The following is a 24,311-nucleotide window of genomic DNA, read 5'->3' on the forward strand; positions in this document are numbered from 1 at the left end:
GCGACATGCCGCAAACCCGGATGGCGGTCGGTGGGGGCATGGTCAGGGACGGGCCGGGGTGACGGCGGGGCGGGGGCCGGTCGGCGTGACGCCCGGCACCGCCGGAACCTCGTCGGTGAGCACCGCACCGGTGAACTGGGACCGGTAGAGCCGGGCGTACGCGCCGTCGGCGGCGAGCAGCTCGTCGTGGGTGCCCTGCTCCACGATCCGGCCCCGCTCCATCATCAGGATCAGGTCGGCATCGCGGATGGTGGACAGCCGGTGCGCGATCACGAAGCTGGTCCGGTCCGAGCGCAGGGCCGCCATCGCCCGCTGCAGCAGCACCTCGGTCCGGGTGTCCACCGAGCTGGTCGCCTCGTCGAGGATCAGCAGCGACGGCTCGGCGAGGAACGCCCGGGCGATGGTGATCAGCTGCTTCTCGCCGGCGCTGACGTTGCTGCCCTCCTCGTCGATCACGGTGTCGTACCCGTCGGGGAGGCTGCGCACGAAACGATCCACGAAGGTGGCCCGGGCCGCGGCGAGGATCTCCTCCTCGGTGGCGTCCGGCCGCCCGTAGGCGATGTTGTCCCGGATGGTGCCGCCGAAGAGCCAGGTGTCCTGGAGCACCATGCCGATCCGGCCCCGCAGCTCGTCCCGGCGCATGGTGGTGATGTCCACCCCGTCCAGGGTGATCCGGCCGGCGTCCAGCTCGTAGAACCGCATGATCAGGTTGACCAGGGTGGTCTTGCCGGCGCCGGTGGGGCCGACGATGGCCACCGTGTGGCCGGGCTCGGCCACCAGCGAGAGGTCGTCGATCAGCGGCTTGTCCGGCGTGTACCGGAAGGAGACGCGCTCGAACTCGACCCGGCCGTGCGGCTCGGCGTTCCGCGCCGGCCGGGCCGGCTCCGGGCTCTGCTCCTCGGCGTCCAGCACCGCGAAGACCCGCTCGGCGGAGGCCACCCCGGACTGGAGCAGGTTGGCCATCGAGGCGACCTGGGTGAGCGGCTGGGTGAACTGCCGGGAGTACTGGATGAAGGCCTGCACGTCGCCGAGGCTCATCGAGCCCGACGCCACCCGCAGGCCGCCGACCACGGCGATCGCCACGTAGCTGAGGTTCCCGATGAAGAACATCGCCGGCATGATGATCCCGGAGACGAACTGCGCCCCGAAGCTGGCCTGGAACAGCTCCTCGTTCTTGGCGTGGAAGGCGGCCTCCACCTCCTTCTGCCGGCCGAAGACCTTGACCAGCTCGTGGCCGGTGTACGCCTCCTCGATCTGGCCGTTCAGCTCGCCGGTGTGCGCCCACTGGGCGATGAACTTGCGCTGGGACCGCTTGGCGATCTGGCTGGTCACCAGCACCGACATCGGCACCGCCACCAGCGCGACCACGGCCAGCAGCGGCGAGATCCAGACCATCATGGCCAGCACGCCGACCACGGTGAGCAGCGCGGTGAGCAGCTGGCTCAGCGTCTGCTGGAGGGTCTGCGAGATGTTGTCGATGTCGTTGGTGACGCGGCTCAGCAGCTCGCCCCGCGGCTGCCGGTCGAAGTACGGCAGCGGCAGCCGGTTGAGCTTGTCCTCCACGTCGGCGCGCAGCCGCAGCACGGTCCGCTGCACCACCCCGTTGAGCAGCCAACCCTGCGCCCACATCAGCAGGCTGGCGCCCACGTACAGGGCGAGGGCCAGGGCCAGCACCCGGCCCAGCCGGTCGAAGTCGATGCCCAGGCCGGGCACCACGTCCATCCGGGCCAGCATGTCGGCGAACCGGTCGTTGCCCGACGCCCGCGCCGCGGCCACCGCCTGGTCGACGGTGGTCCCGGCGGGCAGCCGGCGGCCGATCACCCCGCTGAAGATGATGTCCGTGGCGTGGCCGAGCACCTTCGGCCCGGTCACGCTCAGCCCGACGCTGAGCAGCGCCAGCCCGAGCACCGCGCCCAGCTCCAGTCGGTGCGGCCGCAGCCGTCGCAGCATCCGTCGCGCCGAGGGCCCGAAGTTCATCGCCTTCTCGGCGGGCATGCCCATGTTCATGTGCGGCGGGCCGCCGCGCCGGCCGCCGGGTGGCAGCCGCTTCGGCGTCTCCTTCTCCTCCACGGCCGTCATGCCGGCACCTCCGCGGTCTGCTGGGACGCCACGATCTCGGCGTACGTCGGGCAGGTTTCGAGCAGTTCCCCGTGTCGTCCCATCCCGACGACTCCTCCGTCCTCGAGCACGATGATCTGGTCGGCGTCGACGATCGTGGAGACCCGCTGGGCCACGATCACCACCGCCGCGTCCGCGGTGACCGGCTTCAACGCCGCCCGCAGCCGGGCGTCGGTGCCGAGGTCGAGCGCGGAGAACGAGTCGTCGAAGAGGTAGATCTCCGGCTTGCGGACCAGCGCGCGGGCGATCGCGAGCCGCTGCCGCTGGCCGCCGGAGACGTTGGTGCCGCCCTGGGCGATGGGCGCGTCCAGCCCGCCCGGCATCTCGGCGACGAAGTCCCGGGCCTGGGCGATCTCCAGCGCCGCCCACAGGTCCGCGTCCGTGGCGTCCGGATTGCCGTACCGGAGGTTGCTGGCCACGGTGCCGCTGAACAGGTACGGCCGCTGCGGCACCAGACCGATCCGCCGCCACAGCTCGTCGGGGGCAAGTTCCCGGACGTCCACCCCGTCGACCAGCACCGCGCCGGCGGTCGGGTCGACCAGTCGGGGGATCAGCGTGAGCAGGGTGGTCTTGCCGGCGCCGGTGGCGCCGATGATCGCGGTGGTGCGGCCGGGTACGGCGCGGAAGGTGATGTCGTGCAGCACCGGGGCGCTGGCGCCCGGGTACTGGAAGCCGACCCCGCGCAGCTCCAACTCGCCCCGGCCGGCGACCTCGGTCACCGGTCGCTCGGCCGGCACCACCGAGGACTCGGTGTCCAGCACCTCCCCGATGCGCTCGGCGCAGACCGCCGCCCGGGGCACCATCATCAGCATGAAGGTGGCCATCATGACCGCCATCAGGATCTGCATCAGGTACTGGAGGAACGCGGTCAGCGCGCCGATCTCGATCTGACCGGAGTCGACGCGGCCCGCGCCGAACCAGAGCACCGCCACGCTGGAGACGTTCAGCACCAGCATGACCACCGGGAAGATCAGCGCCTGTAGCCGGCCGATGCGCAGGGCGGTCGCGGTCAGGTCCGCGTTCGCCACCCCGAAGCGGTCCGTCTCGTACGGCTCGCGGACGAAGGCCCGGACCACCCGGATGCCGGTGATCTGCTCGCGCAGCACCCGGTTGACCGTGTCGATCCGGGTCTGCATGAGCCGGAAGCCCGGCACCATCCGGCTGGTGAGCAGGCCCAGCAGGATGGCCAGCACCGGCACGCTGACCAGCAGCAGCCAGGAGAGTCCGACGTCCTCGCGCAGCGCCATCACCACGCCGCCGATGCTCATGATCGGCGCGGCGACCAGCATCGTGCAGCTCAGCAGCACGAGCATCTGCACCTGCTGCACGTCGTTGGTGTTGCGGGTGATCAGCGAGGGTGCCCCGAACCGGCCCACCTCGCGGGCGGAGAAGCTGTTGACGTGGCTGAAGATGGCGGCCCGGACGTCCCGGCCGAATCCCATGGCGGTCTTGGCGCCGAAGTACACGGCGGCGATCGAGCAGGCGATCTGGAGCAGGCTGACGAGCAGCATCCAGCCGCCCGTACGCAGGATCTGGCCGGTGTCGCCGACGGCGACGCCCTTGTCGATGATGTCGGCGTTGAGGCTGGGCAGGTAGAGCGACGCCAGCGTGCCGACGAACTGGAAGGCCACCACGGCGGCCAGCAGTCGTCGGTACGGGCGTAGCTGGGTGCGGAGCAGGCGGATCAGCACGGACGGAGCCCCCGTGTCGTCTCGTCGGTGGTTTCCTGGTCTGGGTTCAACTGCCCGACGTCGCCGTCGGACATGTTGGTGATGAGTTCGATGAGGAACTCCCGGATCACCGCCTTCTTCGCCGGGTCGGCGTCGACGGAGGTGAGCGGCGCGTCGGTGTGGATGCGGTCGATCAGGGCCTGGGAGTGCTCGCGGCCCTTGTCGGTGAGGGTGAGTTGGATGCTGCGCCGGTCGTTCGGGTCGCGGCGACGCTCGACGAATCCGTCCCGTTCGAGGGTGTCGACGATGCCGGTGAGGGTGGCCGGCCGGACGAAGCAGCGCTCCGCCACCTCCCGGTGGGTGCTGTCACCCTCCGCCCGGTGGAGGATCATGAGCACCCGCATGCCGGCCGTGGTGAGGCCGTGGTGCTCGGCGAGATGGCGCCCCCACCGTTGCCCCATCAGGTGTCCGGCCACGCCGAGGAGGCGGCCGAGCGGCGCGTGCTGCAGCACGTCGGGGAAGCGCACGAGAGGATCGATCTGCACGGGCCTAACGTTAGCCTCCCGATCGTCAGGGGCCAAACTAATTTCCGACAGAAGTTGACGGGCCGGCCTTCGCCGCAGGTCAGCGGGGTGTCACGCCGCGCGCGGTGCCCGGGTCGTCGGGTGCGGTGGCGATGTACTCGCGCATCACATCGGCCACCTCGCGCAGGAACGCGGTCGTCGCCGCCGCCTGCTCGGGGGTGAGTCGGGCGACCGCGCGTTCGACGCCGGCCAGCATCGGCCGCAGCGCGTCCACCACCTCGCTCACGGCGTGCTCGGTCACCCGAAGGCAGAGCCGGCGGCGGTCGTACGGGTGCGGCGTGCGCTCGACGTGCCCGGCCTGGACCAGGCGGTCGACCAGGGTGGTGGCGGAGGCGGAGCGGATGCCGAGCCGGTTGCCCAGCTCCACCGGGCCGAGCGGCTCGGCGCTGGAGACGAGGTGGTCGATGGCGGCGGCGTCGGTGGCCCCGATGCCCAGCCGGCGGGCCAGTGCCGACCGGGTGTCCCCGGCGACCCGGAGCACCTCGCGCAGCGCGCGGGCGGCCTCGCTGGTCGCGGGCGCCTGCCCTGGGTCGAACGGTGCTCCGGTTGACGACACCCCCTCCATGGGTAAAAGCTAGCAGCTCAGGTAGCTAGAAAATCTAGCTAATGAGGGAGGTCGTGATGCGCAGCGACGGGCGCGGGCGCTGGTGGGGACTGCTCGCCCTCAGCCTCGGCGTGGCGATGATCATCGTGGACGCCACGATCGTGAACGTCGCCGTACCGCAGATCATCCGCGACCTGGAGATCACCTCCACCGACGCGCAGTGGGTGCAGGAGGCGTACACCCTGGTCTTCGCGGCCCTGCTGCTGGTCGCCGGGCGCTTCGCCGACCGGTCCGGCCGCCGCCGGATGTTCGTCGCCGGGGTGACCGTCTTCGTGGTCGCCAGCGTGCTCGCCGCCCTCGCCGGCTCCGGCGTGGCGCTGATCGGCGCCCGGGTGCTGCAGGGCATCGGCGGCGCGATGATGCTGCCCACCTCGCTCTCCCTGCTCAACGCGAACTTCCGCGGCCGGGAGAAGGGCATCGCCTTCGCCGTCTGGGGCTCCACCATCGGCGGCGCGGCGGCCCTCGGCCCGCTGCTCGGCGGCTGGCTGACCACCACATACTCCTGGCGGTGGGCGTTCGGCATCAACATCCCGGTCAGCCTGGCGGTGATCGTCGTGACCCTCGTCCTGGTCGCCGAGTCGCGGGACGAACGGGCCGAACGCGCGGTCGACCTGCTCGGCGCGCTGCTCTCGGTGATCGGCATGACCGGCGTGGTCTTCGCCCTGATCGAGGGCCGCACGTACGGCTGGTGGGCGCGGGAGAAGCCGTTCAACCTCTTCGGCCTGGACTGGACCGCCTCGGTCTCCCCGGTGCCGGTCGCCGGGGCCGTCGGCCTGGCCGCGCTCGGCGTGTTCCTGGCCCAGCAGCTCCGCCGCAACCGGGCCGGCCGGCCGGCGCTGCTCGACCTGTCCCTGTTCGGCATCGGCTCGTTCCGCAACGGCATCCTGGCCGCCGCGATCGTCAGTCTGGGCGAGTTCGGGCTGCTCTTCGCCCTGCCGCTGTGGTTCCAGAACGTGCTCGGCTACAGCGCCTTCCGGACCGGTCTCGCGCTGCTGCCCCTCGCCGTCGGCAGCTTCCTGGCCAGCGGCCTCGGCGCCCCGCTGACCCAGCGCTGGGGCGCGGCCCGGGTGGTCCAGCTCGGCGTGGCCGCCGAGCTGGTCGGGGTGGCCGGGCTCGGCCTCGTGGTCGCCCCGGACACCGCCTGGTGGGCGCCGCTGGGCTTCCTTTTCGTGTACGGGGTGGGCGTCGGCCTGGCCACCGCCCAGCTCACCGGCGTCTCCCTGTCCGAGGTGCCGGTGCAGCGCAGCGGCCAGGGTTCCGGGTTGCAGAGCACCGCCCGCCAGGTCGGCTCGGCGCTCGGCATCGCGGTGCTCGGCACGGTGCTCTTCGCCGGTCTCGGCGGCATCCTGTCCGACCGGATCGCCGACCAGCCCGGGCTCGCTCCGGCCCAGCGGGATCAGGTGGTGACGGCGGTCAAGGAGAGCGCCGGGGCGGCGATCGCCGGGCTGGCGGCGGACCCGCGTACGGCGCCGATCGCCGCGGAGGCGAAGGTCGCCTTCTCCGACGCCACCCGATACGCGGCCTTCGCGGCGGCCGGTTTCCTGCTGGTCGGCCTGCTCGCCTGCCTGCGCCTGCCCCCGGTGCGCCCCGAGGCCGCCGGGGACGCGCCTCCGGCGGCGGCCGAACCCGCCCAGGTGTGAGCCGGGGTCCCCGGTCGGAGGGGCCGGGGACCCCGATCGGGTCAGCCGCCGAAGGCGATCGCGAGCGCGGCGGCCACGAAGACGATCTGCAGCACCGTCCGGGCGCCCAGCGGGGTCACCGGCCGACCGGCGAGCGTCAGCCTGCGCCGCGCGGCCGAGACGTTGGCCGGGAACATGGCCAGCATCAGCAGCGCCAGGCCGGCCGCCGCCCAGCGTGCCGTGGCCGGGGCCAGCAGGGCGAGCGCGCCGCCGAGCTCCAGCACGCCGGTGACCGTGACCAGCAGGTCGGGCCGGGGCAGGGCCGGCGGGACCATCGCGATCAGGTCCGCCCGCCGCGACGCGAAGTGGGCCACGCCGGTCAGCACGAACATCAGCGCCAGGCCGATCCGGAGGGCGGGCAGCCAACCGTCGAGGGCGTCCACGCCGAGCAGGCCGGCGATCCGGGCCACGGCGGTGCCGGTGAGAAGGGCGATCAGGGGTGCCATGGGTCTTCCCTCCGAGGGAGCAATCTTGTCATTGGCAAGATTGCTCCCTCGGATGCCATCTTGTCAATGACAAGTTAGGGTTGACCGCATGACCTCGACCCGCTCGTACCACCACGGCGACCTCCGCCGCGCCCTGCTGGCGGCCGCGGCGGACGCGATGGCCGAGTCCGGACCGGCCGCGCTGAGCCTGCGCGACCTGGCCCGCCGGGCCGGCGTCTCGCACGCGGCGCCCGCCCACCACTTCGGCGACAAGGCGGGCCTGCTCACCGCCCTCGCCACCCAGGGCTTCGAGCTGCTGGGCGAGGCGCTGCGGGCAGCCGGCGACGACCTCCGGGAGAGCGGCGTCGCGTACGTCGGCTTCGCGGTCCGACACCGCGCGCACTTCGAGGTGATGTTCCGCCCCGACCTCTACCGGGCGGACGACCCGGACCTGGTGGCGGCCCGGGAGCGGGCCGGGGAGCTGCTGCGCAGCGGGGTGGCCCGACACACCGGGCGGGAGCCCGACGTCGACTCGTTGGCGGCCTGGTCGATCGTGCACGGCTTCGCCACGCTCTGGCTGGCCGGTGCCCTGCCCGCCCGGGTCGGCCCCGATCCCGAGGCGGCCGCCCGTACGGTGATCGGCCGGCTGTTCCCCTGACCGTCGAGCCTTCCCGGGGTCACCAGCTCGTCGGCAACGGCATTCCCTCGGTGTAGCCGGCGGCGCTCTGCACCCCGACCAGGGCCCGCTCGTGGAACTCGTCCAGGTTCCGCGCGCCCGCGTAGGTGAAGGCGCTGCGGACCCCGGAGATGATCTCGTCGATCAGGTCCTCCACCCCGGGACGGGTCGGGTCCAGGTACATCCGGGCCGTGGAGATGCCCTCCTCGAAGATCGCCTTCCGGGCCCGGTCGTACGCGCTGTCCTCGCCGGTCCGGGCGCTCACCGCGCGGGCCGAGGCCATGCCGAAGCTCTCCTTGTAGCGCCGGCCGTCCGGCTCGGTGTAGAGGTCGCCGGGGGACTCGTAGGTGCCGGCGAACCAGGAGCCGATCATCACGTTCGAGGCGCCGGCGGCCAGGGCCAGTGCCACGTCGCGCGGGTGCCGTACGCCGCCGTCGGCCCAGACGTGCCGGCCCAGCGCGCGGGCCGCCGCGGCGCAGTCGAGCACCGCCGAGAACTGCGGGCGGCCGACGCCGGTCATCATCCGGGTGGTGCACATCGCGCCCGGGCCGACGCCCACCTTGACGATGTCCGCCCCCGCCTCCACCAGGTCGCGTACGCCGTCGGCGGTGACCACGTTGCCGGCCGCGACCGGGACCCCGGGGTCGAGCCGGCGGACCGCCCGGAGCGCCGAGATCATCCGCTCCTGATGCCCGTGCGCGGTGTCCACCACCAGGGTGTCCACCCCCGCCTCCAGCAGGGCGGCGGCCTTGCCGGTCACGTCGCCGTTGATGCCGACGGCGGCGGCGATCCGCAGCCGGTTCCGGTCGTCCACCGCCGGCTTGTAGAGGGTCGCGCGCAGCGCGCCCTGCCGGGTCAGCACGCCGACCAGCCGCCCCTCGGCGTCCACCACCGGGGCGAGCCGGCGCCGGCCGGCCGAGAGCCGGTCGAAGCCGGTACGCGGGTCCGCGTCCGCCGGCACGGTGTGCAGTTCGGTCGACATCACGTGCCGGAGCTGGGCGAAGCGGTCCACGCCCACGGTGTCCGCCTCGGTGACCACGCCGAGCGGCCGGCCGGCCTCGTCCACCACGATGACCGCGCCGTGCGCCCGCTTCGGCAGCAGGTGGATCGCGTCGCCGACGGTGTCCGTGGGGCCGAGCGTGATCGCCGTGTCGTGCACCAGGTGGCGCTGCTTGACCCAGCCGACGACGTTGGCCACCACCTCGATCGGGATGTCCTGCGGGATCACCGCGATGGCGCCGCGCCGGGCCACCGTCTCGGCCATCCGCCGGCCGGAGACCGCCGTCATGTTCGACACCACCAGCGGGATTGTGGTGCCGGTGCCGTCGGCCGTGGCCAGGTCGACGTCGAGCCGGGAGCCCACCTCGGAGCGGTTGGGCGCCATGAAGACGTCGTTGTAGGTCAGGTCGTGCGCGGGAACCGCGCCATGAAGGAACCGCACCGGAACATCATTCCTGCTCGCGGCCGGTCCCGCCGCCGCTGGTGGCCCAAACCACCCCGGCCGGCCCGGCCCGGACTCCGCGAACGGGTGCCGCTCAGGCGATGGTGCAGATCGCCGCGCCGGCGGTGATCACGGCGCCGACCTCGGCGGCGAGGCCGCTCACGGTGCCCGCCTTGTGGGCGTGCAGCGGCTGCTCCATCTTCATCGCCTCCAGCACGACGACCAGGTCGCCCTCGGCGACGGTGTCCCCGTCCGCGACGGCGATCTTGACGATGGTGCCCTGCATCGGGGAGGTGAGCGCGTCGCCGCTGACCGCGGCGCCGGCCTTGGCGCCACCGCCCCGGCGGGCCGGCTTCTTCGCGGCGGGCGCGGCGGACGCCGTACCCGCGCCCAGGCCGGCGGGGAGCGTGACCTCCAGCCGCTTGCCCGCCACCTCGACCACGACGGTCTCGCGCTCGGCCGGGCCCTCGGCGGGGCCGGCGACGGCGGTGAAGGCCGGCACCGTGTTGTCGAACTCGGTCTCGATCCACCGGGTGTGCACGGTGAACGGCTCGGCGGTGAACGCCTCGTCCCGGACCACCAGGCGGTGGAACGGCAGCGCGGTGGCCATGCCCTCGACGACCATCTCGTCCAGCGCCCGGCGGGCGCGCTCCAGCGCCTCGGTACGCGTCTCGCCGACGATGATCACCTTGGCCAGCAGCGAGTCGAAGTTGCCGCCGATCACGTCGCCGGCCGAGACGCCCGTGTCGACCCGGACGCCCGGGCCGCTGGGCAGCCGCAGCGCCGTGATGGCGCCCGGGGCGGGCAGGAAGTTGCGGCCCGGGTCCTCGCCGTTGATCCGGAACTCGATCGCGTGGCCGCGCGGCGTCGGGTCCTCGGTGAAGCGCAGCTTCTCGCCGTCGGCGATCCGGAACTGCTCGCGGACCAGGTCGATGCCGGCGGTCTCCTCGGTCACCGGGTGCTCGACCTGGAGCCGGGTGTTGACCTCCAGGAACGAGATGGTGCCGTCCGCGCCGACCAGGTATTCGACCGTGCCGGCGCCGTGGTAGCCGGCCTCCCGGCAGATGGCCTTGGCGCTGTCGTGGATCTGCCGGCGCTGGGCCTCGGTGAGGAACGGCGCCGGGGCCTCCTCGACCAGCTTCTGGTGCCGGCGCTGCAGGGAGCAGTCCCGGGTGCCGACCACGATGACGTTGCCGTGCTGGTCGGCCAGGACCTGCGCCTCGACGTGCCGGGGCTGGTCCAGGTACCGCTCGACGAAGCACTCGCCCCGGCCGAACGCGGCGACCGCCTCGCGGGTGGCCGACTCGAACAGGTGCGGGATCTCCTCCATGGTGCGGGCCACCTTGAGGCCGCGCCCGCCGCCGCCGAAGGCCGCCTTGATCGCCACCGGCAGGCCGTGGTCGACCGCGAAGGCCATCACCTCGTCGGCGTTGCCGACCGGGTCCGGGGTGCCGGGGACCAGCGGCGCGCCGGCACGCTGGGCGATGTGCCGGGCGGTCACCTTGTCGCCGAGGTCGCGGATCGCCTGCGGGGTCGGGCCGACCCAGGTCAGCCCGGCGTCGATGACGGCCTGGGCGAAGTCGGCGTTCTCCGAGAGGAAGCCGTAGCCGGGGTGCACCGCGTCGGCGCCCGCCTTCGCGGCCACGTCGATCAGCTTGTCGATGCGCAGGTAGCTGTCCGCGGCGGTGTCGCCGCCCAGCGCGTACGCCTCGTCGGCCAGCGTGACGTGCAGCGCGTCCCGGTCGGAGTCGGCATAGACGGCGACGCTCGCCAAGCCGGCGTCGCGGCAGGCCCGGATGACGCGGACGGCGATCTCGCCGCGGTTGGCGATGAGTACCTTGCGCACCTTGGTGGCTCCTCCCGGGAGGTCGATTCCGGGAGTGTATCGGCCGGGGTCCTCGCCCTAACGATCGCTCAGTGTGGCATCGAGCACTGTAGTCAAATTTGGCTATTACGCTTGTCCGGTGTCGGCAACGCGGATGATGATTCTGGGCCTGGTCAGGTGGATGCAGCCGGTGCACGGCTACGACGTACGCCGTGAGCTGCTGAGCTGGAGCGCGGACAAGTGGGCCAACGTGCAGCCGGGCTCGATCTACCACGCGCTGCGCAAGCTCACCGACGAGGGGCTGCTGCGTACCGTCTCCGTCGAGCAGGTCGGCGCGCGCCCCGCCCGCACCACCTACGAGGTGACCGCGAAGGGTGAGGAGGAGTTCGAGACCCTGCTGCGGGCGCAGTGGTGGCAGCTCAACGAGACGCCGGACCCGTTCGTGGCGGCCTTCTCCTTCCTGCCCGCCATGCCGCGCGACGAGGCGGCGGCGGCGCTGCGCAACCGGGCCAACCTGATCCGCGCGGGCATCGAGTCGATGCGCGCCTCGCTGGACTCGGACTGGGTGCGCAACCGCAAGCCGGTGCACGTCGGGTGGATGTTCGAGCTCTGGCTGGCCCGGGCCGAGGCGGACATGGGCTGGTGCCTGCGGATCGCGGAGCGGATCGAGTCAGGAGTGTCGTACCTGCCCGCTGGAATGGAGCGGGCCGAGGGGTGGTCGGGGTGGCAGGACGGCGGCCCGCCCTGCGGTGAAGACGCGGATTAATCAACGTTGACCATAAGAGCTATATCGCGATAGCCTCGGCGCGAGCCGCGCGGGAGAGGTGCGTCCCCGTCGCGGACGATCGGCGGCCGGTCACGTCCGGCCCGGACGACCAGGAGCAGACATGATCGAGACCAGGGGGTTGCGGAAGTCGTTCCGCTCCCGCGCGGGTCGCGAGACCAAGACCGTGGACGCGGTCCGGGGGGTGAACCTGGAGGTCGCCGAGGGGGAGATCTTCGGCTTCCTCGGCCCCAACGGCGCCGGCAAGACCACCACCCTGCGGATGCTCGCCACCCTCATCGAGCCGGACGGCGGCGAGGCCACCATCGCCGGGGCCGACCTGCGCAAGGACCCGGCCGGGGTGCGCCGGCGGATCGGGTACGTGCCCCAGGGCGGCAGCACCTGGGACGAGTCCACCGCCCGCGAGGAACTGGTGCTCCAGGCCCGGCTCTACGGCATCGGCAAGGCCGAGGCGCACCGGCGCGCCACCCGCGCCCTGGACGCCTTCCAGCTCAGCGAGTACGCCGACCGCAAGTGCAAGACCTACTCCGGCGGCCAGCGCCGCCGGGTCGAGATCGCGCTCGGCATCATCCACGAGCCGAAGATCGTCTTCCTGGACGAGCCGACCACCGGCCTCGACCCGCAGAGCCGCGCGCACATGTGGGACGAGATCCGCCGGCTGCGTGCCGAGGGGATGACCGTCTTCATCACCACGCACTACCTCGACGAGGCGGACGCGCTCTGCGACCGGATCGCGATCATGGACCACGGCGAGGTGGTCGCGGAGGGCACCCCGGCCGAGCTGAAGCGCGAGATCTCCGGCGAGGTGGTGCTGGTCGGCCTCGACGCCGCCGCCACCCCGCGCGCCGCCGAGCTGCTCGACACCGAGGCGTACGTCACCAAGCTGGAGACCGCCGACGAGGGCGGCCTGCGCCTCTACGTCGACGAGGGCGCCACCGCCATTCCCCAGGTGCTGCGCCGCCTCGACGGCGACGGGCTCGACCTGCGCTCCATCGAGCTGCACCGGCCCAGCCTCGACGACGTCTTCCTCACCAAGACCGGCCGCTCGCTGCGCGAGTCCTGACCCCCGGAGAAGCTGTCATGAAACTCGCCCGCGACACCTGGCTCATCTTCCAGCGCCAGATCCAGTTGCTGCTGCGCAACCCGGTCTGGGTCTTCGTCGGTGTCTTCCAGCCGGTGATGTACCTGCTGCTCTTCGCCCCGCTGCTCAAGCCCGCGCTGAACGCGCCCACCCAGGCCGCCGCGTACAAGATCTTCGTGCCCGGCCTGCTGGTGCTGCTGGCCATCTTCGGTGGCCTGTTCCAGGGGTTCGGCCTGATCGCCGAGCTGCGCGCCGGGGTGATCGAGCGGTCCCGGGTCACCCCGGTCAGCCGGCTCGCCCTGCTGCTCGGCCGCTCGCTGCGGGACGTGATCTCGCTGATCGCGCAGGCGGTCATCATCACCCTGCTGGCGCTCCTGTTCGACCTGCGCGTCTTCATCGGCTACCTGCTCCTGGCGTACCTGATGCTGGCCCTGATCGCGCTGATGACCTCGGCCGTCTCGTACGGCGTCGCGCTCAAGGTCAAGAGCGAGGACGCGCTCGCCCCGCTGATGAACACCGTGGCCCAGCCGGTGCTGCTGCTCTCCGGCATCCTGCTGCCGCTCACCTTCGCCCCCGGCTGGCTGCAGGGCGTCGCCAAGTGGAACCCGTTCTCCTGGGCGGTCGACGGCACCCGCGCGCTCTTCGCCGGCGACCTGAGCAACGATCGGGTGTGGCAGGGCCTCTCGATCATCGCGGTGCTCGCCGTCGCCGGGGTGGTCTGGGCCGCGCGGCAGTTCGCCCGCAGCGTCCGCTGATCCGACGAGAGCTGCCTCTCACCTGCGGCGGGGCGCCGGGCATGCGCGCGTAGCGTAAGGCCGGTGCCCCGCCTCACCCGTGACAGGACCACCTGGCTGACCTACGCCCAGCTGGGGCTGTGGGGCTTCTTCCTCTACGGGTTCGGCCCCGTCGTACCGCTGCTCCGCGACGAACAGGGCACCAGCGCCGCCGTCGCCGGCCTGCACAGCACCGGCATCGCGGTCGGCGCGGTGGCCGGCGGCGCGCTCTTCGCGCCGGTCGCCCGCCGCCTCGGCCGCGGCCCGGCCATCTGGCTCGGCCTCGCCGGCGTGGCCGCCGGCGTCGCCGCCCTCGGCCTGCTCCACCCGCTGCCGGCCACCATCGCCGCCGTCGCGGTGATCGCCACCTTCGGCATGATGGTGATCAGCGGCGTGAACGTCGTGCTCGTCGCCCACCACGGACCGGCCGCACCCGCCGCGCTCGCCGAGGCCAACGCCGCCTGCGCCGGCATGGGCATCCTCGCGCCGCTGGTCATCGGCGCCGCCGTCGGCGCCGGCCTCGGCTGGCGACCGGTGATGGCCGCCGAGGTCGGCCTGATCACGCTGGTCGCCCTCGCCGCCCTGACCTTCCGGGTACGCCTGCCGAAGGCCACCCCCTACGACGACTCCAGCTCCGCGCGTCTGATGCCGCGCAGTGACCTGGAGCCGTCGGCTCCCGCTCACCCCGTCGGGGCCACCGCTGGCGCCTCGGCGCGGCTGCCGAGGGCGTACTGGATCGCCTGGGTGCTGATGTCGGTGACCGGCTCGATCGAGGTCTGCCTGTCCCTGTGGACCGCCGACGTGCTGCGTACCCATGCCGGGCTCAGCGCCGGCGGAGCCTCGGCCGCCGTCGCGGCGATCGTCTGCGGCATGTTCGCCGGCCGGGCCGCCGGCGGCCGGTTCGCCCTGCGCCTGCCGCCCGTCCCGCTGCTGCTCGGGGCGCTGAGCGTCTCCCTGGTCGGGTTCGCGCTCTTCTGGTCCGCCCAGGTCGGCTGGCTCGCCGTCACCGGCCTGGTCGTGCTCGGGCTGGGCAACGCCCTGCACTACCCGCTGGCGATCTCCATCGCCCTCACCGTGGCCGGGCCGGCCGCCGACAAGGCGGCCGGCTGGTCCTCGTACTCGATGGGGGTGGGCTTCGGAATCGCGCCGGTCGCGCTCGGCTGGGTGGCTGACGGCGTCGGCCCCCACCTGGCCTTCCTGCTGCTGCCCGGCTTCATCGCGGCGGGCCTGCTGCTCACCGCCCGACTCGGCCGCGTCCTGCGCACCCCGCACCCCACCGCCGACGACCTGGTCCGGCTCCCCGCCTGACCACCGCCCGCCCGCGGCCCGCGGCCCGCGCTTGATCGACTCGCTCTGCGGCAAAGCGGGCCATCCCGTCCACGCGATGCCCCGACATGCCGCAACCGGAGTGGACCATGACGGTTGGCGGGCGCAAGACCGCCGATATGGCGGTGTCCCAGTGCCGCGGATGCCGCCATATCGGCGAGCTGGCTCAGCGCACCCGGGCGAGCGTCACACCGTCCGCGATGGAAAGCATGACCACGTCGACGCGGACGTCGGCGAGGACCTCGTCGTTGAACGCGGCGATCGCCCGGTCGTCGGCGTCCTGCGGGGCGAGCACCCGGCCGCCACGCAGCGTGTTGTCCACCGCGATCACCGCGCCCGACCGCATCCGGGGCACCAACTCGTCCCAGTACACCGGGTACCCCACCTTGTCGGCGTCGATGAACGCGAAGTCCAGATGCCGCTCCCGGGGCAGTTCCCGCAGCGTCTCCGCGGCCGGTCCGATCCGCAGCTCGATCCGATCCTGCACGCCGGCCCGCGTCCAGTACCGCCGGGCGATCCCGGTGTACTCCTCGGAGATGTCGAAGCAGGTCAGCCGGCCGCCGTCGGCCAGCCCGCGGGCGATCGCCAGCGAGGAGAGCCCGGTGAACGTACCCACCTCGACGGCCTGCCGGACGCCGAGCAGCCGGGTGAGAAAGGTCAGGAACGCGGCCTGCTCCGGCGCGACCTGCATGCCCGCCTCGGCGGGCAGGGCGGCGCGGGTCTCCTCGGTCAACTCCCGGACGATCTCGTCCGGCGCCGATCCGTGCGCGACGAGGTAGGCGTGCAGTTCCGGGGTCAGCGGCAGCGGCTTCGTGGTCATGACCGGACGCTAGCCCAGATGCTCGATCTCCTGGCCCCCCGGCGCGACCTTCGTCCACAGGTCCGTGATGCTCAGTTCCAGCTCGCCGAGCAGGCCGCGCAGCAGCGGCAGGCTCAACCCCACCACCGTCCCCGGATCACCGTCGATGCCGGTCAGGAACGCCCCGCCCAGCCCGTCGATGGTGAACGCCCCGGCCACCGCCAGCGGCTCACCCGTCGCCACGTACGCGGCGATCTCCTCGTCGCTGATGTCGGCGAAGTGCACCGTCGTCGAGGCGACCCCCTCCGCCCGCGACTCGTGGACCACGTCGATCAGGCAGTGCCCGGTGTGCAGCACCCCGCTACGGCCCCGCATCCGCTCCCACCGCCGGGTGGCGTCCGCCGCATCGGCCGGCTTGCCCAGGATCTCCCCGTCGAAGGCCAGCACCGAGTCACAGCCCAACACCAACGTCCGCTCGTCCGGCGTGGCACGCAGCCGGCCCAGCACCGCCTGCGCCTTCAGCCGGGCCAACTCCAGGCACAACTCCTCCGCCCGGTCACTGACCACCTGCGACTCGTCAACGCCGCTGACCAGCACATCCGGTTCGATTCCGGCAGCCTGGAGCAGTTTGCGGCGGGCGGGACTCTGCGAGGCGAGCACGAGGCGCAGCGGTACGGAGGTCAACACCCCACCGACGCTACCGGCTGATCCGCGGCGGGTCGGCGGCACGGCGACGCCGTCGCCAAACGAGATAACCCCCACCGGCCGCCACCAGCACGCCCAAGGTCGCCAGCCCGCGCCCGGTCGCCCCGTCGTCACCACCGTCGTCCGCCTGCCCCGCTGCGGTCGGTGCGGGTGCGGTCACGTTCGAGGATTCAAAGCCCAGCGGGGGTACGTCAGCGGTCAGCGCGGCGACCAGGTCGATGACCCCATAGCCGTACTCGTCGTCGCGGCCGGGCGGGCCCTTGTCGATGGCGGTGGCGGTGAGGCGGTGCGCGACCTCTTGAGCGGGCAGGTCGGGGAATTTGGAGCGGATGAGGGCAGCAGCGCCGGCCACAATCGCCGTGGCGTCGGAGGTTCCGGTCCCTTTACGGTAACTTCCGCCGAGACCGGTGCTGTATATGTCAGTAGCTGGGGCAACTAGATCGACTTGAGGGCCGGTGACAGATATGGGTGCATGAACTCCGGCACGATCTATTCCCCCTACGGCGATGACTCCTTCCTCGCGTGCCGGGTAAGCGACGAAGGGATCTGCTGGCCGATTGCCTACCCCTGCGACGATCACGATGTCGGACGATATTGCATACCGGATTGCCTGAGTTAGCCGACTGCTCGTCCCGCCGCCGCTCGATATGCTGATGACATCGGCACCTTGGGTGATTGAATACTCGATACCCTCCGCCAATTTGTCCGGGTCTCCATCCCCGTCAGGCGGTGACACGAGGAGCGGTAGTATTCGTGCCTTCGGTGCGATCCCGAGGGCACCTAAGTTTCCTCCGCGGCCGTGTGCAGCGATAAGCCCGGCCATTCCGGTGCCGTGGCTGTTCAGATCCTGCCTGCCATCGCCTCGTCCGCCGGGGATGAAGTCTTTGCCAGGGAGCAGGTTGCCCCGCAGGTCTGGGTGAGGGTCGACGCCGGTGTCCGGGAGGGCGACTATTACCCCTTCTCCCTGGCATAACGTGTGGGCCTTGTCGACATTTAGGTATTGGAGAAACCATTGGTTGCGCCGAATTATCTGGGATTCATCACGGGAATGTGTAGCCTGGGCTGGTATGGGAGCGGTGGTTATTGAGCCGAGGGCGAGGGCTGCGCCAATCGCGAGTCGTCGAATCTTTCGGCTCATCTATCAAGGCCAATTGCGGGACCAGGGTCGATGGGTCCCTCCTCGTCAGGAGGGCGCATTACGGGAGCTATGCCTCGGTCGGTTTCCCATGGGTGATCCGGATCCCATTGCCGAGATTTGTCGCCCGATTGGCTTAAGGGGTTGATCTGTCCAGGCCTGTTGCCCGCGTATGGCGCACCCCCGTAGGGAGTCGCACTATGCGATCCAGTGAGGTGCGAGGAACGTGCTCCCCCGGGGCGGGAACCTGCGCTACCGCTGGGTGCCGTACCGGCTCCACCGCCGCCAATGACGCCTCCTATCGGGTTCACCCGACGAGGGGTAGTAGGCCCAGTCGTCGGACCAACCCCTATCCCCGGCGGACCGCCAATTAGGCCCCCGGGCGGCATTGGCTTCGGTGGCGCCACCGGTGTCAGGCCTTTCGAAATGCCAGGCTGGAGGTGGCCTGGCATCCCGTCCCCGCCGATTTTGCCGACCCCGCCTGGCCGGAGTGCTCGATCGGGGACTTGTGGAAGTGCTGGTGGCAGTGGCAGACCGTTAGTCGGTGTAAGCGACGTGCTTGGTGAGACGGCAGGCTGAACTGGCGGTGGAGTCGGAGGCGTTAGGAGGCTCGATTCGGCACCTCCGAGGATGGGACCGGGGCTTGTAGGTGCAGCCTGTGTCGGAGTCCTCGTCGCGCCAGCTACTGGCTGGCTCATTCGAGCGGCAGTCGTTGTGGGGATCGGCATCGCAACGATCGGTGGGATGATCGGGGCCGGCACTCCAGCATTGGCGTAAGGCTGCGGCTCGCCGTCATCGATCCGCGGGCGAACGACAGGTGGCCGTTGGAGCATGGCTTGGGCTTGTTGGAGTTCGCCGCTCAGCCCTGACATCAACCCGCGCGCCCGCACGTTCAACCGCTCCAGCTCCGCGTCCGTCACCGGCGACGTCGCAGGCAGCCGGCTACCCGCCACCGCCTTCGGGTCGGCGGCGATCTCCTCGTACGCCTGCTTCTGCTTGAACTTGGCCACGTACTCGTCGTGGATCGGCTTGAGTTCGGCGCGGGTGCTGCCGATGGCTCGGGTGGCGGCGGCGAGCGCGTCGTAGTTCGCGGCGGCCGCGTCGTGGGTGCGTTGCACCTTGTCGATGAGCTGGTCCAACTCGCCGATGTAGGCCCGAGCGGCGGCGTTGGTCTCTGGCGGCCACGCCTCGGCGAGTCCGCGCCGGTACTCCCGCAGGCGGCCGAGGTGGGCGAGGGCGAGGTCGCAGATCTTGCGCCAGCCGGCGACCTGCTTCCACTGCCCGCTGGTGTCCTGGTCCTGGAGGCACGCCCACATGCTGTGGACGTCCATCAGCTGCCAGTCGGTGAGTCCGCGGGTGCGGCCGCTGCCCCTTTCGATCACGGCAGCACCACCGGCCCGTTGTCGGGCCCGGTGGGGTCGTGCAGCGGCGGGGTGGGGCGTGGCACGGTCGTGGTCGGTCGGGCGAGCGCCCGTTCGACGTCGGCGACGCGGGCCGCGGTGAAGGCGTCGGAGTGCTGGTACTTGCTGGCGATCAGGCCGGCGGCTTCGGCGAGATGCCCGGTGGCGGGGACCATGCCCCAGACCACCTGGGCGGCCGCCGTCTGGGTTTCGTGGTGCGCCTGGAGGAACTGCACCAGCTCGACGAACGCGTCGGCCGGGTTGGGGATCTCCGCTTTCAGGTCGTCGGCGATGTACGACAGGTGCGGGGCATAGTTGCGCGTCACCTCGTCCTGGAGCCGGTCGGCGAACTCTCGCATCTGTCGGATGTCGGCCTCGATGCCGCCGTAACCACGCAGCCAACCCGCCGGCTGGTTCTCCTCGGGGATCATCGACCCTCCCTGCCCGTCACCACGCCGTTTCCCTGAGTGAGGTTAATGGCTCCAGGCAGATCCCGGCAGGGGGGCGTACCCGGGGAAGGGTCAGCGGGGGAGGCCGGAGGCGCGCCACGCGCCCGGACCGGCGGCGGGCGCCGCGCCCGCCGGACGGGCGCTGCGCGCCCACTGCGAGACGGGGGCCGGCGCGGGGGCGGCGGCCGGGCGGGTCCGCACGACGATCGCGCCGACCAGCGCGGCCAGCTCCTCGGCGGTGGGCACCCCGCGGACGATCCGGAACAGCGGCTCTTCGGCAGACATGACCTCAGGGTACGCGTCGAGAACTTGACCTTCGCCGCACAGTGGCGTGCCGGCGGTGTGCGCGTCAGGGCTGCCGGGTACCGTCTCAGCGATGTCCAACGCGCTTCCCCAACTCGTCGCCGACCGGTACCGGCTCATTTCGCCGCTCGGCCAGGGCGGCATGGGTCGGGTGTGGAAGGCGCGTGACGAGGTACTGCACCGGGACGTGGCGATCAAGGAACTGGTCCCGCCGCCCAGCCTCACGCCGGAGGAGCGCCGCGAGATGCGCGAGCGCTCGCTGCGGGAGGCGCGGGCCATCGCCCGCCTCAACAACGTCAACGTGGTCCGCATCTTCGACGTGCTGCGTACCGACGGCGATCCGTGGATCGTGATGGAGTACGTGCCGTCCAAGTCCTTGCAGGACACCATCGCCGAGGACGGGCCGGTGTCGCCGGCGAAGGCCGTCGAGATCGGCCTCGGGGTGCTGGGCGCGTTGAAGGCCGCGCACAAGGCCGGCATCATGCACCGCGACGTGAAGCCGGGCAATGTGCTGCTGGGCAACGACGGCCGGGTGGTGCTCACCGACTTCGGCCTGGCCACCATCCCGGGCGACCCGAACGTCACCCGGACCGGCATGGTGCTCGGCTCGCCCGCGTACATCGCGCCGGAGCGGGCGCGGGACGGCACGGCGGGTCCGGAGGCCGACCTCTGGTCACTGGGTGCCACCCTCTACGCCGCCTTGGAGGGCAAGTCGCCGTACGCCCGGCCGTCGGCGATCGCCACCCTGGCCGCGCTGGCCACCGAGCCGTTGCCGCCGCCGAAGAACGCCGGGCCGCTGAAGCCGGTGCTCCAGGGGTTGCTGCGCAAGGACCCCGAGGAGCGGATCACCGCCGAGGTCGCGGAGCGGATGCTGCGCAAGGCCGCCGGCCGGCGGGCCAAGTCGATCTCGCTGCTGGACGGCGTACGCCGGCCGGGGCCGAACGGTCCGCGCGAGCCGCGCCCACCGCTGGTGCCGGCGCCCCGCCCGGCCGACGGCCGCGCCGGTCGGTCGTCCGGTCCGCGCGCGTTCGCCCCGGGCACGGCGGCTGCCGCCGGCGCCGCGGCTGCCGCGGACGCCACCGCCACGGTTCCCGCCGACACCGCGCCGACCGCCAAGGTCGGCGCGCCGCCGGCCGATCCGACCACCAAGCTCGACGCGTCGCCGCCGGTCGCCGACGAGACCCGGGTGGACGACGCCGCCGCGCTCGACGAGACGCGGGTGGACGGCCCGCCGGCCGTCCAGGAGCCGCCGGTGGAACCACCGCGCCCGACGTCGGTCCCGGCCGCGCCGGTGAGTCCGGCCCCGTCGGCCGGCCGGGCCGCGGTGATTCCGGGTACGAAGCCGGAGCGCAACCGCCGCAACCTGCTGATCGGCGCGGTGGCTGCGCTGCTGCTGATCGCCCTGGTGGTGGCGGTGTGGCTGCTGAACAGCGGCGACGACGGGGGCGGTGACGAGGGGCAGCCGACGGCGGCGACCTCGGCCGCCCCGGCCCCGACCAGCGCCGCGCCCAGCACGGCCGCGCCGAGCAGCGCCGCGCCCAGCCCGACGCCGTCGGCGACGCCCTCGCCGACCGGGTTCGTGCTGCCGGCGGGCTGGACCATGTACACCGGGTCGAACGGCTTCAAGGTGCCCGTGCCGCCCGGCATGAAGGCCAAGGTCAGCTCCAGCACTTCGGTCGTGGTCTACGACACGACGGGCGGCAAGCGCGAGCTGTTCATCCAGTGGACCAACAGGCCGGAGAAGGACGCGGTCGCGGACTGGCACCGGCAGGAGCCCTACCGCAAGAACATCGTCCACCAGTACCAGTACATCGGCATCAAGGCGTGCGACTGGTACCGCACCTGCGCGGACTGGGACTGGCTGGAGAGCCGGGACGGCGCCCGGATCCACGTCCGAAACCGGGGTGTGGCCACCGCCAGCAACCGGGGCTTCGCGCTGCGCTGGGAGGTTCCGGTGAGCGACTGGGACGCCAACCTGACCAACTGGGAGATCATCACCAAGGGCTTCAAGCCCGACCGGGCGAACTGAGGCGGGAATTCCACCCTCTCGAAACTGATTCGCATGGCCTTCCGTCGTCGGGGGTACTGAACCCGCGACGACGGAAGGAGGTACGACATGAGTCACCGACACAAGGACACCGGGCCCCGGCTGGCACTGTGGATGCTGGTCGCGCTCGGCGATGTCGTCCTGCTGCTGGTGAGCGCCGGCCTCTCCGCGCCGGTCGCGGTGCTCGGTGTCGTGGCCCTCGTCGTCGCGGGGGTGGCGACGTGGCGGCTGGCCCGGCGGACCACCCTGGCCGGTCGGGGTGCCGTCCCCGTACCGGTCGCCACGCGACGCAGGGCCTGAACGGGCGGCACAGACGACGACGGCGGCAGCCGGACCGAGGTCCCGCTGCCGCCGACGCGACGCGGTCAGGTGTTGTTGGCCAGGGCGATCAGCCGGGTGCGGTCCCCGTTCCAGTAGTTGCGGTCCACGTTGCCGCTGATCCCGGAGACGCTGCCGCTGCTGGTGTACTGCCAGAAGCTCCAGACCGAGGCGCCGGCCGGCAGCGCGCCCGGCGTGCTCGACCAGCGGGCGAGCCACAGCGGGTGGTTGGCCCACGGGCCGGTCCAGCTGCCGGTGCACTGGTTCCACCAGCTGGTGGTGGTGTAGATGACCGCGTACCGCCCGGTGCGGGACTTGTAGCGGTTGAGGAAGTCCTGGATCCAGGTCCGCATGCCGGAGGTGCTCAGGCCGTAGCAGTAGCCGCCGCTGTACGGGTTCGCCTCGATGTCCAGGGCGGCGGGCAGGGTACGGCTGTCGGCGGACCAGGCGCCCCCGTTGCTGGCGAGGTAGTCGGCCTGGGCCGCGCCGCCGGAGATGTTGGGCCGGGCGAAGTGGTACGCCCCTCGGATGACACCGGCGTAGTACGCGTTGGTGTAGTTGCTGTTGAAGTTCGCGTCCTTGTAGCTGGTGCCCTCGGTGGCCTTGATGAAGGCGAACTGGATGCCGGCGTTGCGCACGCTGGTCCAGTTGATGGTCCCCTGGTAGCGGGACACGTCGATGCCGGGGGTGGTGGCGGCCGCCGCGGGGCCGGCGGTGGCGACGAGGGCGGCCGCCGCGGTGGCGACGACGGTGAGACCGGTGGCGAACAGCCGGCGTACGGACAGTCTGCGGACCATTGATGCCTCCATGGACGTCAATTGATTGACGACTATCCTTGGAGTTAACTGCCCAAGATCACAAGAGGGGTTAAAGAAATTTTCATCGACGATCGTCGTCATCTCCGCGGGGCGCGATGGCCGTTCAGCGAGGCGTGGCCGGGTCCAGAGCCCAGCGGAACGGCTCCGTGAGGCTCAGCGTCTCCCCGGCCTTCGCGACCCGGTCCTCGACGTAGTGCCCGCCGTCCAGCCGGTGCAGCCGGAGCGAGCGGCTGTCCCCGTCCTGCTCCACGAGCAGGCACCAGGGGATCCGGGCGATCGCGTAGAGCTGCATCTTGACCAGGCGGCCGGCAGCGGCGTTGCCGGGCGACACAATCTCGCCGACCAGGCGCACCTCGCCCGCCTCGATGACGGTCCCGTCGTCGTCGGTCTCCGCCACCACGAGGTCCGGAATCACGATCGAAGTAGTCGGCCTCGGTCCACGGACCGACGTGCTGGCCTGTGGGCTCGAAGGGCTCAAGGGGGGCCGCGCTCACCGGCGTCCACCTCCCGCAACGTCCGCCGCCCGATCGGTCTCACACGATACGAGGCCGCGCCCTACGGGCGACACAGTTCGGCGCGGTAGGCTCCCCGCCCATGCCCCTGATCGACGGCCTGACGACCATCTGGGACAAGCTGATGAGCGCGCAGCCGGACCCGCCGCCCCTGCTGGTCCTGCTCACCGCCGTCGTCGCGGTCGCGGTGGTCGCCACCCGGCTGCCCTGGCGGATCTCCCGCAACGCGGTGACCATCGCCCACGAGGGCGGCCACGCGCTGGCGGCGCTGCTCACCGGCCGCAAGCTGCGCGGCATCCGGCTGCACTCGGACACCTCGGGACTCACCCTGTCGGTCGGGCGGCCCACCGGCCCGGGCATGATTCTCACCCTGCTCGCCGGGTACGTCGCTCCGTCGCTGATCGGCCTCGCCGGGGCGTGGCTGCTCACCGGCAACCGGATCACCCTGCTGCTCTGGCTCGCCGTGGCGCTCCTGCTGGCCATGCTGGTGCGGATCCGCAACGTCTTCGGCGTGCTGTCGCTGCTGGTCACCGGCGGCGTGGTGCTCGCCGTCTCCTGGTACGCGTCACCGCAGGTGCAGGCCGCCTTCGCCTGGACCTCGGTGTGGTTCCTGCTGTTCGGCGGCGTACGGCCGGTGTGGGAGTTGCAGCAGCTGCGCAGCCGGGGTCGGATGCCCGAGTCCGACGCCGACCAGCTCGCCCGGCTCACCCCCTTCCCGCCGCTGTTCTGGGTGGGCGTCTTCCTGCTGGTCAGCCTGGCCGCGCTCGCGGCCGGCGCGCTGCTGCTCGCCGGCCCGATCCTCACCGACTGGGGCCTCACCGGCTGAGGGCCGCCGGACA

The 24,311-nt window shown here is 71.9% G+C and carries 24 protein-coding genes; 10 read left to right on the top strand and 14 right to left on the bottom strand.

All coding sequences use genetic code 11. The features are described 5' to 3' along the window. Nucleotides 1-42 precede the first annotated feature (42 nt). The 4 genes from EFE23_RS02370 to EFE23_RS02385 all read right to left on the bottom strand — a co-directional run bounded on the left by EFE23_RS02370 (nt 43) and on the right by EFE23_RS02385 (nt 4,937). Nucleotides 43-2,079: an ABC transporter ATP-binding protein gene (locus EFE23_RS02370; protein WP_123239212.1), complete on the bottom strand. Its 2,037-nt coding sequence runs from the start codon at nt 2,077-2,079 to the stop codon at nt 43-45. Continuing rightward, nucleotides 2,076-3,809, bottom strand: a complete 1,734-nt coding sequence (locus EFE23_RS02375) for an ABC transporter ATP-binding protein (protein ID WP_123239213.1) — start codon at nt 3,807-3,809, stop codon at nt 2,076-2,078. Before EFE23_RS02375 ends, EFE23_RS02370 begins: the two co-directional genes overlap by 4 nt. Further along, entirely contained in the window at nt 3,803-4,333 is a 531-nt protein-coding gene (locus EFE23_RS02380) for a MarR family winged helix-turn-helix transcriptional regulator (protein ID WP_233600830.1), read from the bottom strand. Before EFE23_RS02380 ends, EFE23_RS02375 begins: the two co-directional genes overlap by 7 nt. Nucleotides 4,334-4,412: 79 nt before the next feature. After that, nucleotides 4,413-4,937: a MarR family winged helix-turn-helix transcriptional regulator gene (locus EFE23_RS02385; RefSeq protein ID WP_123239214.1), complete on the bottom strand. Its 525-nt coding sequence runs from the start codon at nt 4,935-4,937 to the stop codon at nt 4,413-4,415. A gap of 56 nt (nt 4,938-4,993) precedes the next feature. Here EFE23_RS02385 and EFE23_RS02390 point away from each other — a divergent pair, with 56 nt between their 5' ends. Further along, on the top strand, nt 4,994-6,616 hold the full coding sequence (locus tag EFE23_RS02390) for a DHA2 family efflux MFS transporter permease subunit (protein WP_123239215.1): 1,623 nt from the start codon (nt 4,994-4,996) through the stop codon (nt 6,614-6,616). A 41-nt stretch (nt 6,617-6,657) separates the two neighbouring features. Here the strand turns inward: EFE23_RS02390 and EFE23_RS02395 are convergent, their stop codons facing one another. Further along, a complete protein-coding gene (locus tag EFE23_RS02395) occupies nt 6,658-7,101 on the bottom strand; it encodes a DoxX family protein (protein WP_123239216.1) in 444 nt (147 codons plus the stop codon). An 88-nt stretch (nt 7,102-7,189) separates the two neighbouring features. Here EFE23_RS02395 and EFE23_RS02400 point away from each other — a divergent pair, with 88 nt between their 5' ends. Then, complete coding sequence (locus tag EFE23_RS02400; RefSeq protein ID WP_123239217.1) at nt 7,190-7,738, top strand: TetR/AcrR family transcriptional regulator; 549 nt, start codon at nt 7,190-7,192, stop codon at nt 7,736-7,738. A 19-nt stretch (nt 7,739-7,757) separates the two neighbouring features. Here the strand turns inward: EFE23_RS02400 and EFE23_RS02405 are convergent, their stop codons facing one another. Both EFE23_RS02405 and EFE23_RS02410 read right to left on the bottom strand, forming a co-directional pair. Further along, complete coding sequence (locus EFE23_RS02405; RefSeq protein ID WP_123239218.1) at nt 7,758-9,197, bottom strand: GuaB1 family IMP dehydrogenase-related protein; 1,440 nt, start codon at nt 9,195-9,197, stop codon at nt 7,758-7,760. Nucleotides 9,198-9,291: 94 nt separating this feature from the next. Beyond that, complete coding sequence (locus EFE23_RS02410; RefSeq protein ID WP_123239219.1) at nt 9,292-11,043, bottom strand: acetyl/propionyl/methylcrotonyl-CoA carboxylase subunit alpha; 1,752 nt, start codon at nt 11,041-11,043, stop codon at nt 9,292-9,294. Nucleotides 11,044-11,176: 133 nt separating this feature from the next. Between EFE23_RS02410 and EFE23_RS02415 the strand changes: the two genes are divergently transcribed. The 4 genes from EFE23_RS02415 to EFE23_RS02430 all read left to right on the top strand — a co-directional run bounded on the left by EFE23_RS02415 (nt 11,177) and on the right by EFE23_RS02430 (nt 14,968). After that, nucleotides 11,177-11,788: a PadR family transcriptional regulator gene (locus tag EFE23_RS02415; protein ID WP_123239220.1), complete on the top strand. Its 612-nt coding sequence runs from the start codon at nt 11,177-11,179 to the stop codon at nt 11,786-11,788. A 121-nt stretch (nt 11,789-11,909) separates the two neighbouring features. Beyond that, nucleotides 11,910-12,869, top strand: a complete 960-nt coding sequence (locus EFE23_RS02420) for an ATP-binding cassette domain-containing protein (protein ID WP_123239221.1) — start codon at nt 11,910-11,912, stop codon at nt 12,867-12,869. Between the two features lie 17 nt (nt 12,870-12,886). Further along, nucleotides 12,887-13,642, top strand: coding sequence for an ABC transporter permease (locus tag EFE23_RS02425; RefSeq protein WP_123239222.1), 756 nt, complete (start codon nt 12,887-12,889; stop codon nt 13,640-13,642). A gap of 63 nt (nt 13,643-13,705) precedes the next feature. Next, entirely contained in the window at nt 13,706-14,968 is a 1,263-nt protein-coding gene (locus tag EFE23_RS02430) for an MFS transporter (RefSeq protein ID WP_123239223.1), read from the top strand. Between the two features lie 184 nt (nt 14,969-15,152). On the opposite strand, the gene EFE23_RS02435 is transcribed toward EFE23_RS02430, so the two are convergent. The 3 genes from EFE23_RS02435 to mycP are packed head-to-tail and all read right to left on the bottom strand — an operon-like array spanning nt 15,153 to nt 17,628. Further along, nucleotides 15,153-15,806, bottom strand: coding sequence for an O-methyltransferase (locus EFE23_RS02435; protein ID WP_123239224.1), 654 nt, complete (start codon nt 15,804-15,806; stop codon nt 15,153-15,155). A 9-nt stretch (nt 15,807-15,815) separates the two neighbouring features. Next, nucleotides 15,816-16,472 (bottom strand): Maf family protein, encoded by a 657-nt coding sequence (locus EFE23_RS02440; protein ID WP_123239225.1) that lies wholly within the window; start codon nt 16,470-16,472, stop codon nt 15,816-15,818. Between the two features lie 10 nt (nt 16,473-16,482). Further along, the gene (mycP, locus tag EFE23_RS02445; RefSeq protein ID WP_123239226.1) at nt 16,483-17,628 is read right to left on the bottom strand and encodes a type VII secretion-associated serine protease mycosin; all 1,146 of its coding nucleotides are present in this window, start codon (nt 17,626-17,628) and stop codon (nt 16,483-16,485) included. Nucleotides 17,629-18,456: 828 nt separating this feature from the next. On the opposite strand from mycP, the gene EFE23_RS29485 reads away from it, so the two are divergent. Further along, a complete protein-coding gene (locus EFE23_RS29485; protein WP_158675820.1) occupies nt 18,457-18,711 on the top strand; it encodes a hypothetical protein in 255 nt (84 codons plus the stop codon). A gap of 292 nt (nt 18,712-19,003) precedes the next feature. Here EFE23_RS29485 and EFE23_RS02455 read toward each other — a convergent pair whose 3' ends face one another. Both EFE23_RS02455 and EFE23_RS02460 read right to left on the bottom strand, forming a co-directional pair. After that, nucleotides 19,004-19,456 (bottom strand): hypothetical protein, encoded by a 453-nt coding sequence (locus EFE23_RS02455; protein ID WP_123239227.1) that lies wholly within the window; start codon nt 19,454-19,456, stop codon nt 19,004-19,006. Between the two features lie 90 nt (nt 19,457-19,546). Then, nucleotides 19,547-19,759: an acyl-CoA carboxylase subunit epsilon gene (locus EFE23_RS02460; RefSeq protein ID WP_123239228.1), complete on the bottom strand. Its 213-nt coding sequence runs from the start codon at nt 19,757-19,759 to the stop codon at nt 19,547-19,549. 91 nt (nt 19,760-19,850) lie between these two features. On the opposite strand from EFE23_RS02460, the gene EFE23_RS02465 reads away from it, so the two are divergent. Then, nucleotides 19,851-21,806, top strand: a complete 1,956-nt coding sequence (locus EFE23_RS02465; protein ID WP_123239229.1) for a serine/threonine-protein kinase — start codon at nt 19,851-19,853, stop codon at nt 21,804-21,806. A gap of 87 nt (nt 21,807-21,893) precedes the next feature. After that, nucleotides 21,894-22,124, top strand: a complete 231-nt coding sequence (locus tag EFE23_RS02470; protein ID WP_123239230.1) for a hypothetical protein — start codon at nt 21,894-21,896, stop codon at nt 22,122-22,124. 65 nt (nt 22,125-22,189) lie between these two features. Here EFE23_RS02470 and EFE23_RS02475 read toward each other — a convergent pair whose 3' ends face one another. Both EFE23_RS02475 and EFE23_RS02480 read right to left on the bottom strand, forming a co-directional pair. Next, nucleotides 22,190-22,939: a GH25 family lysozyme gene (locus EFE23_RS02475; RefSeq protein WP_123239231.1), complete on the bottom strand. Its 750-nt coding sequence runs from the start codon at nt 22,937-22,939 to the stop codon at nt 22,190-22,192. Nucleotides 22,940-23,063: 124 nt separating this feature from the next. Further along, nucleotides 23,064-23,438, bottom strand: coding sequence for a Uma2 family endonuclease (locus tag EFE23_RS02480; RefSeq protein ID WP_239531436.1), 375 nt, complete (start codon nt 23,436-23,438; stop codon nt 23,064-23,066). Between the two features lie 116 nt (nt 23,439-23,554). On the opposite strand from EFE23_RS02480, the gene EFE23_RS02485 reads away from it, so the two are divergent. Further along, nucleotides 23,555-24,298 (top strand): M50 family metallopeptidase, encoded by a 744-nt coding sequence (locus EFE23_RS02485; protein ID WP_123239232.1) that lies wholly within the window; start codon nt 23,555-23,557, stop codon nt 24,296-24,298. Nucleotides 24,299-24,311 lie beyond the last annotated feature (13 nt).

The organism is Micromonospora solifontis (assembly GCF_003725545.1).
Taxonomy (GTDB): Bacteria; Actinomycetota; Actinomycetes; order Mycobacteriales; family Micromonosporaceae; genus Micromonospora; species Micromonospora solifontis.

Coding starts and splice junctions, on each gene's coding strand:
- EFE23_RS02400 (WP_123239217.1), top strand. CDS start 7,190: ATGACCTCGACCCGCTCGTACCACCACGGCGACCTCCGCCGCGCCCTG.
- EFE23_RS02385 (WP_123239214.1), bottom strand. CDS start 4,937: ATGGAGGGGGTGTCGTCAACCGGAGCACCGTTCGACCCAGGGCAGGCG.
- EFE23_RS02420 (WP_123239221.1), top strand. CDS start 11,910: ATGATCGAGACCAGGGGGTTGCGGAAGTCGTTCCGCTCCCGCGCGGGT.
- EFE23_RS02460 (WP_123239228.1), bottom strand. CDS start 19,759: ATGTCTGCCGAAGAGCCGCTGTTCCGGATCGTCCGCGGGGTGCCCACC.
- EFE23_RS02415 (WP_123239220.1), top strand. CDS start 11,177: ATGATGATTCTGGGCCTGGTCAGGTGGATGCAGCCGGTGCACGGCTAC.
- EFE23_RS02455 (WP_123239227.1), bottom strand. CDS start 19,456: ATGATCCCCGAGGAGAACCAGCCGGCGGGTTGGCTGCGTGGTTACGGC.
- EFE23_RS02470 (WP_123239230.1), top strand. CDS start 21,894: ATGAGTCACCGACACAAGGACACCGGGCCCCGGCTGGCACTGTGGATG.
- EFE23_RS02370 (WP_123239212.1), bottom strand. CDS start 2,079: ATGACGGCCGTGGAGGAGAAGGAGACGCCGAAGCGGCTGCCACCCGGC.
- EFE23_RS29485 (WP_158675820.1), top strand. CDS start 18,457: ATGGCTTGGGCTTGTTGGAGTTCGCCGCTCAGCCCTGACATCAACCCG.
- EFE23_RS02435 (WP_123239224.1), bottom strand. CDS start 15,806: ATGACCACGAAGCCGCTGCCGCTGACCCCGGAACTGCACGCCTACCTC.
- EFE23_RS02485 (WP_123239232.1), top strand. CDS start 23,555: ATGCCCCTGATCGACGGCCTGACGACCATCTGGGACAAGCTGATGAGC.
- EFE23_RS02475 (WP_123239231.1), bottom strand. CDS start 22,939: ATGGTCCGCAGACTGTCCGTACGCCGGCTGTTCGCCACCGGTCTCACC.
- EFE23_RS02390 (WP_123239215.1), top strand. CDS start 4,994: ATGCGCAGCGACGGGCGCGGGCGCTGGTGGGGACTGCTCGCCCTCAGC.
- EFE23_RS02425 (WP_123239222.1), top strand. CDS start 12,887: ATGAAACTCGCCCGCGACACCTGGCTCATCTTCCAGCGCCAGATCCAG.
- mycP (WP_123239226.1), bottom strand. CDS start 17,628: ATGAGCCGAAAGATTCGACGACTCGCGATTGGCGCAGCCCTCGCCCTC.
- EFE23_RS02465 (WP_123239229.1), top strand. CDS start 19,851: ATGTCCAACGCGCTTCCCCAACTCGTCGCCGACCGGTACCGGCTCATT.
- EFE23_RS02395 (WP_123239216.1), bottom strand. CDS start 7,101: ATGGCACCCCTGATCGCCCTTCTCACCGGCACCGCCGTGGCCCGGATC.